Source organism: Gelidibacter sp. (assembly GCF_039916245.1).
Classification (GTDB): Bacteria; Bacteroidota; Bacteroidia; order Flavobacteriales; family Flavobacteriaceae; genus Gelidibacter.
The window spans coordinates 1-7,641 of sequence record NZ_JBDSLS010000137.1 but is presented as its reverse complement, the minus strand read 5'-3'; the positions used below and the strand labels follow the sequence as shown (position 1 = coordinate 7,641).

Annotated in this window: 4 protein-coding genes and 1 pseudogene; 3 read left to right on the top strand and 2 right to left on the bottom strand. The window is 34.6% G+C overall.

The window, feature by feature from the left end:
* Positions 1-962: 962 nt before the first annotated feature.
* Positions 963-2,504, top strand: a complete 1,542-nt coding sequence (locus tag ABIQ28_RS07125) for an ATP-binding protein (protein WP_348036188.1) — start codon at positions 963-965, stop codon at positions 2,502-2,504.
* Positions 2,505-2,658: 154 nt separating this feature from the next.
* On the opposite strand, the gene ABIQ28_RS07120 is transcribed toward ABIQ28_RS07125, so the two are convergent.
* Positions 2,659-3,897, bottom strand: a complete 1,239-nt coding sequence (locus ABIQ28_RS07120) for a RidA family protein (RefSeq protein ID WP_348036187.1) — start codon at positions 3,895-3,897, stop codon at positions 2,659-2,661.
* A gap of 1,538 nt (positions 3,898-5,435) precedes the next feature.
* On the opposite strand from ABIQ28_RS07120, the gene ABIQ28_RS07115 reads away from it, so the two are divergent.
* Entirely contained in the window at positions 5,436-6,455 is a 1,020-nt protein-coding gene (locus tag ABIQ28_RS07115; protein WP_348036186.1) for a DMT family transporter, read from the top strand.
* 70 nt (positions 6,456-6,525) lie between these two features.
* A complete protein-coding gene (gene ureA / locus ABIQ28_RS07110; RefSeq protein ID WP_348036184.1) occupies positions 6,526-6,828 on the top strand; it encodes an urease subunit gamma in 303 nt (100 codons plus the stop codon).
* Positions 6,829-7,128: 300 nt separating this feature from the next.
* On the opposite strand, the pseudogene ABIQ28_RS07105 reads toward ureA, so the two are convergent.
* A pseudogene (locus ABIQ28_RS07105) lies at positions 7,129-7,641 on the bottom strand (hypothetical protein); the annotation flags it as partial.

The following is a 7,641-nucleotide window of genomic DNA, read 5'->3' as shown; positions in this document are numbered from 1 at the left end:
CCATTGTGGAAATGATATGGATAAAACATATTGAGTTGAATAAATTATTGAATACTCTCAAGAGTGAAAAAAAAGATGTTTTTACATATATTTTGTAAAAGGAGGTTTGGCTGTAATGCGCCATAGTTAAATTTCCAATTTGGTTGTTTGGATTTCTTTATTAGAGGATAAACTTGGTATTGATATGTTGAAAATGCCATTCATTGATACTTTTTTGATACCCAAATTCAACACTACATTCTATGAGATTGAATTGTAATAGTTTAAAAGGATTCAAGTCATACCAGGTGGGACCACAACAAGAGAAATCCAACTTATTTATTTAGGTTGGATTTTTTATTTTATTGTGTAATTACTTTGTGCATAGTGCTTATAGCGCTTCTTATAAAGGCCAACTCGCCAAATTTATTTTAGTTATGAGGTGCCCATTTTAAATACAGGGTTGCCTCAAAAAATAGCTGAAAATAAATTTCTTCCCAAGAGGAGTATTCTGTTTCGCCAATTTTTAAAGGTTCGGCCATAAGATTATTAGTATGGATTATGAACATACCTGCGAGGAAGAAACAATACAGGTTTTCGATTTTATCTGTTTAAATCAAAAAGACACTGGTGTCAATTTTAAGAATTACGCATTTTTTTAAGCGCCATATTAATTGTTTCTGAGTAAATTTACAATTTTTTATAAGATACTTATAATGGGTTTTTTGAGCTATATAGACACCTTTTTTTTAAAAATAATAAATCGAGAACCTGATCCAATAGATAAAGCAAGGATAAAAATCCTTAGTTATATATTGATTTATTATACTGTATTTAGTGCTATACTAATCGCTGTCTATGTTTTTAACGAGGTTCTTTTACAGCTTCTTAGAATAGCCTCTATTTTTTTAATCAATGTATTTCTTATTCTGTTAGTGCTTAATACAAAATTGTGGAGAATGGTTTCTCACACTTTGTTAATCATGCTTACATTAGTAGTATGGAGTAATCTTTCCCTTTATGTAAGAGAGGTTAATTTAGCAACTTTACAATTTATTTGGTTTGCCTGTACGCTTAGTTTTTACGTTCATGGATCTAAATGGGGCTGGCTTTATTCGCTACTCAATATTTTGCCGGTTTTAGTTTTTACAATTGTTGGAAGTAATAACTATTTCTACTTGGACACAAGTTCTCATGAAGTTGGCCAGCCAATTTACATATTTATAATAGTTTGTAATTTCTTCATGATTATTTTTTTACAATCCTATTTCTTCAGGTCTTTTAATAATAATATTATGAGGCTAAATATGGCTAAAAGTGAATTGGGATTGCTCAATAAAAAATTAAATCAAACGCTTGCTGAGGTTGAAAAGCTTTCTAATTCTAGGATGGAATTTCTGTCGACCATGTCTCATGAAATTCGAACGCCATTAAATGGAGTGATTGGCCTGACCAATGTTTTATTGCTCGAGAACCCTAGAAAAGATCAGGAAGAGAACCTGGATATGCTTAAATTTTCAGCCGAAAATTTATTGTTACTGGTTAATAATGTGCTTGATGTCAATAAACTGGATTCTTCTAAAAGCGAATTGGAGAAAGTAGGTTTTAATCTTGTCGAACTCATCACAAGGACGTATTCAAGTAGTAAGTTAAGGGCCGATGAAAAAATGCTTGAGTTTAAATTATTCATTGATCCTGTATTGGAGGGCAAGTTAGTAATTAGCGATCCTACGCGAGTCACGCAAGTGCTTTTGAATCTTGTTAATAATGCGATAAAATTCACTGAAAAAGGAAGTATATCACTTAGTGCACGTGCATTAAGTTTATCTAAAAATAAAATCAAGGTGCAATTTACCATGGAGGACACCGGGATTGGGATTTCACCCGATAATCAACATATTATTTTTGAACCCTTTATGCAAGCTTCAGCAAGTACCACTAGAAATTATGGAGGTACAGGTCTTGGGTTGCAAATTGTTGAAAAAACGTTGAGCATGTTTGGCAGTAAAATCAGTCTTACAAGTGAAGAAAATGTAGGTTCAAAGTTCGTCTTCGTTATTGATTTTAATTACATAGTTCTGGAGGAGCAGATGCCAATTCTAACTAAAAATATCCAAAATGATTTATCAGGCCTAAAGGTTTTAGTTGCTGAAGATAATGCTGTAAACAGGATGGTTATTGATAAAATCCTTAAAAAATGGAACCTACTTCCAGCTATAGTTGATGATGGATTACGTGCCGTAGAAAGTGTGAAAAATGGAGATTTTGATGTGGTGTTAATGGACCTGCACATGCCAATTATGGATGGTTATGAAGCCACAGCAGGTATAAGAACTTTAAAAGATCAAACAAAAGCAAGCATACCTATCATTGCGCTTACAGCATCAGTGAACGAAAAAGTTTATCTGAATGTAGTGGATGCCAAGATGGACGATTATCTAACGAAGCCATTTAATCCAGAGCATCTTTTTGCAAAACTGAAAGCGGTTGCCAACGGATTAAATGTGATAAGTAACAACGATTAGATTTCAATAATTGTAATTTTCAAAGAGAGATCTACAATATGTTCTTTTCAGAATAAAAGAATGAGCAATATAAAAAGGGTACTGAACATCTAAATTCAGTACCCTTTTTTATGCTTTACTTCGGCATTTCGAAGTTGGCCTTAATAGTTTCTAATTATGCTTTGGGAGGCGTGCTTTCGCAGTTTGAAACCACCGCATCCATTTGTACTAAAGCGTCCATTGGGATGGCAGAAACACCAACCACAGTTCTTGCAGGAAGATCGCCTTTGAAAAACGTTTTGTAAACTGCGTTTACCGCATCAATATCAGCGATGTGTTTAAGTTGGATGTTTATTTTAACGGCATCGTCCATAACGTGATCAACACTTTCAACAATGGCCTTGATGTTTTTAAGGCATTGTTCAGCTTGTTCTTTTGCGCCACCAGCGACCAATTTACCAGTTTTTGCATCTACCGGTAATTGACCTGAAATATGATTATAATGAGAAAAAGCGACCGTATGAGCATAAGTCGTTTTTGGTGCGTTTTCTGCAATACTCGCTTCGATAACTATTTTACTTGAATCTTCAGGAAGTTGTGGAGGCGTGCCATCACCGTGCGAAACGGCGGTATCAATTTGCACTAAAGCACCCATAGGCAACGCTGCAGCGTTTACAAAAGTTCTCGCTGGAGCATAACTTGGGAAAAATTTCGCACAAACGTCGTTTACAGCATTCACATCTGAGATGTTTTTAACAAAAATCGTTGTTTTAACGATATCGTCCATAACATGGTCAATGCTTTCTAAAATAGCTTTAATATTTTTTAAGCACTGTTCAGTCTGCTCTGTAATACCTCCAGCGACCAATTTGCCCGACTTTGGATCGATAGGTAATTGGGCTGAAAGATTGTTGTAGTGAGAAAAAGCAACCGTTTGAGTAGATACGGCACTTTGTGGTGCATGCGCTGTGTTTCTTGCAACTTTTACGAGAGGACTTGGTTTTTGAGGGGTTGTGCCTTCGCCATTGGAGATAAGCGCTTCAATTTGAACCAATGCGCCATCCAAAGGTAAAGCCGCAACACCAACTTTTGTAAGCGTTGGAAAATAGCTTTTGAAATAGGTTTTATAAACATCCTTTACAGCTTCAATGTCAGAGAGATTCTTAAGAAATACAGTGATTTTAACTGCGTCGTCCATAACATGCCCTATACTTTCAACGATAGCTTTGATATTTTCTAAGCACTGCTTCGTCTGTGTTTTTACATCATCACCTACTATTTTACCCGATTTTGGATCGATAGGCAATTGCGCTGAAATATTGTTGTAATGAGAAAATGCTACAGTTTGCGTAGATACCGAACTTTTTGGAGCGTTTTCAGTGTTTCTCGAGTTTTTAATGATATCCGTACTCATTTTGTTTTCTTGTTTTTAGTTGTTATTGATGTTTATTGCTCACAAATTTAGTGCATTAGGGGGTTTTATTTTCTAAATTTAACATGGTGTGTAAAAAAATTAACGCTGCTTTTCATAAGTAGATTGAAATTTTATATTTCGAATCTCCCATTTGGGATCTTCTCTTTATCCTTTTTGTTTTGACGATAGAATAAAGTCAAGGCATTAATAACGAACTAGAACAAAGTCTGAAACGTAATTATTAGGCAAATTCTTAAAAACTATAAAAGTATTCGCTGTGGCATGTGGGGTTTTTAGGCTTCTTCGAGTTTTATGAACGGAATTCATGACATTGACATGACTGCTTCTTGGCTTGCTTCACCATGGCCATAAGGGACATGAAGCTTGCTAACATCTTCAGGCTTACGTGACAAGGACTTTTCGGGTTGCTTATTTATTTTTTGATTCTCTCGAAAAAAACATTAATTTAGATGTAGATGCTGTAATAAAAAATATGTTTTCATGGATTATTCTGAAAACAATCTTTAAAAATTATTGACCGATATTCTTTTCAATACCTTATAAATTTTTGATTTATTCCGTTGCTAAGAATTCGAATACGTTAGAAATAGTCGTTACAAAAAAAGCCATACTAAGCGTTGTTAACTAAGGGGTTGTGTTTTAATAGTAAGGACTAAAGTATAGTGTGTTCATAGGGACATTCAGATGTAAAGGCATTTGAAAACCATTTTCAGTAAGCTGACAGGTATCATAAAACTTCAACTTTTTTTTAAATTAGAATCAATTCGTACCAATAAAGGGTGAAATTTTATTTTTTCATCTCTAAAAAGGATTGCTCTATAATTTCTTTTTTGGTCGATCATTTAATGGAAAAGTCAACCATTTAAAATATCATAATTGCTTTAGATTAAAGACGGGTGTATCTTTTTTGTATGACTAAAGACACAAAATTATTCAGAAGTTTTTTATTTTGAATTTCATGATAGAATTAGATAGTAAATTACTATTTGGTTTGCTGTGTAGAATAATATTCCCAAAAACATGATAATCATCATGTTTCTTTCTAATTTTGCGTTTTACTTTTGTCGATGGAATTGTAAATAAGAATCTCTTTTTGTTTAGAATTTTAAATTGAAAAAATTATAAAAAAGAGATATAGACCAATCTTACGTACGTAACTATTGTGTTTTTCTAATCATTTCCTCCATAATAATTAGTGGTCCTAGGACTATTTTGAAGTTAATAAAAACCACGTCATCAATAAATAGAGCATGTGAAACTTGCTACTTTCTAGTTCATTCTAGTATTAGATTTTTTTATGGAATCACGGATTGCACATATATTTTTAAAAACTGCAGGCATCAAGCTGCAGATCGCGTTGGCGTCCTATTTATTTCATGCCGACAATTTTAGTTTTATTAACCATAAAGGTCTTATCCCGGACATTGGGATATTTGATAGTGGCTGAAGTTCAATTAGTCATTAGGTTTTGAAAGATTTTTAATAATAGAATACGAATGTTTTTAATAAAATATATTATGTCCGATAAAGTCAGTACTGTCAGTAAAAAAATGGCCTACACCCTCATAATGCTAGGAATCTTAGCTTTGGCATTTTCAGCTATTATGGTTAAAGAAGCAAACTTTGAGCCTTCTACCAATGCGTTTCTTCGTTGCGCAATCGCATTTATTGTCCTCATTCCTTTTGCTTATAACGAAAGGAAAAAACTCGGAAAACTCAACAATAAGGGTTTGGTATTGGCTATTGGTGCAGGTATCTTTCTCGGAATTGACATGACGGCCTGGAATTATGCCATTTTTTATGTAGGTGCCGGGATATCTTCAATTCTATTGAATTTACAAATTATTGTATTACCACTTCTAGCATTAACCTTTGATAAGTTCAAGCCAAAAAAGAGTTTTTGGGTATTGGTTCCCATCATGATTTTCGGTATCATTTTAACCGGTGGAATTTTTGACGGAGATCCAGCAGAAGGTCCTGCAACTATCTACGGTCATCCTATTGCGGTTGTTGGTACATTGTTAGGTGTGCTTTCAGGTATTTGTTACGGGATCTATCTTTATACAAGCCGTAAATCGGGAACGCTAAACCCTGGACGTTATGTTCAACCTTTAATGTGGGTGTTTTTAGCACAGTTAATACCACAGGCATTTACCATGTTTTTCATTTCTGATGCTGGCTTTGACATTGTTCACGGTGTATTAGTAGATGGGAAACTCCCAATGAATCCTGAAACTACGTTTGGAGATCCTATTACCACGGTTAACTGGATCTGGATGTTTGTCTTGGCCGTTGTTGGTCACGCCATGGCCTGGGTGTTTGTTCAGATAGGTTCGGTAAACTTAGATCCTACCATTGTAGCTGGACTATTGCTTTTAAGCCCGATTACCACGGTCCTTGTGGCGCCCTATACGAGTGGTGAAACTACATCTACATTACAAATTGTAGGTATTGTTATTGTCTTGGCTGCCGTAGCGTATCAAAATGACCTTCATAAAGCCCTTCTGGATCGATTGCGAGGCGTGAAAAAGGAATAAAAAGCTATCAAAATAACTTAAAAAACATCATATAATACTGATATTAGTTGCAAGATAAACTGAGAAACTAATGCTCTTTTTTGCAGAAGGATTGGCTGAAAAACGAAAAGAAAGGGGTCTTAAATTAAATCAACCTGAATCTATAGTATTAATAAGTTCAAGGCTGCATGAATTAGCAAAAGATGGTCATCCTGTCACTGAACTAATGAAAATTGGGGACACTTTCCTTACAAGAGAAGATGCTATGAAAGGTGTTCCCGAATTGATTCATGATATGCTAGTTGAAGCCAATTTTCAGCAGGCAAAACATAAAAGGGCTTGTAGTAATTTAAAGGTGCTTTTTTTACCATCCTTATCGAGTTCCCTTGATTGAGATAGCGTTGTTTTAGTGACAATGGATTCTTTTTTCATAAATAGAACTTGGGCGTTTGAGGTGTGCGCAACTGCGAAAAACAGGAGGGCGATGGAAAGTCGAAAAAAGCACATAAATTGAGTGTTATCAATGTCTGCCACGAATGAAGTGAATACTCTGTGTTTGCGATAGGTATACAAAACCGACTTATGATCTAAGACCAAAGTTGTCGTTAATTTTGATAGGATTGAAAGTCAAATTATTAAGATAAAACATTTTATGTCCTAAGTCTTTTTATCCTATGTCAGATATTAATATGACTTAGGATTTTTCTTTAGAAATAATCTTAAACGCACTTTTATCGGTCTTAGAAGCACTCTCTAATAAATACTTTTCTCGGATCACTTGTCCTACGGGTTTGTTCTCGATTTTGCTTTCCAGCCAAGAAATAATGTCCAGATACAAAAACGCACGACGCTCATAAGGATGGTCTTCATAGGTTTTTAAAGTCTTATGCAACGCGATAAAAGCTTCTTTCAAATCGTGTGGATAAATATCCTGTAATCCTTTGATAAACTTGATCATTTCTTTTTGAACCTCGTACAAATCGTTGATTTTTATAAGGAATTTGTAGGTGCTTTTCAGCAGACTTTCCAAATGATAATCCAACCCCGCTTCATAATGGGCGACCAAATTCAAAACCCGTGCAAAAACTTGCAAATCTTCACGCATGGAAAGCGATTTATTGGAAATAATTTTATCCAAATAGAAAATACACGCTTTATTATTACCAGCGCCAAACTGCATACTGGCAAATTTGTAGTAAAAAATCAT

Coding starts and splice junctions, on each gene's coding strand:
- ABIQ28_RS07115 (WP_348036186.1), top strand. CDS start 5,436: ATGTCCGATAAAGTCAGTACTGTCAGTAAAAAAATGGCCTACACCCTC.
- ABIQ28_RS07120 (WP_348036187.1), bottom strand. CDS start 3,897: ATGAGTACGGATATCATTAAAAACTCGAGAAACACTGAAAACGCTCCA.
- ureA (WP_348036184.1), top strand. CDS start 6,526: ATGCTCTTTTTTGCAGAAGGATTGGCTGAAAAACGAAAAGAAAGGGGT.
- ABIQ28_RS07125 (WP_348036188.1), top strand. CDS start 963: ATGCTTACATTAGTAGTATGGAGTAATCTTTCCCTTTATGTAAGAGAG.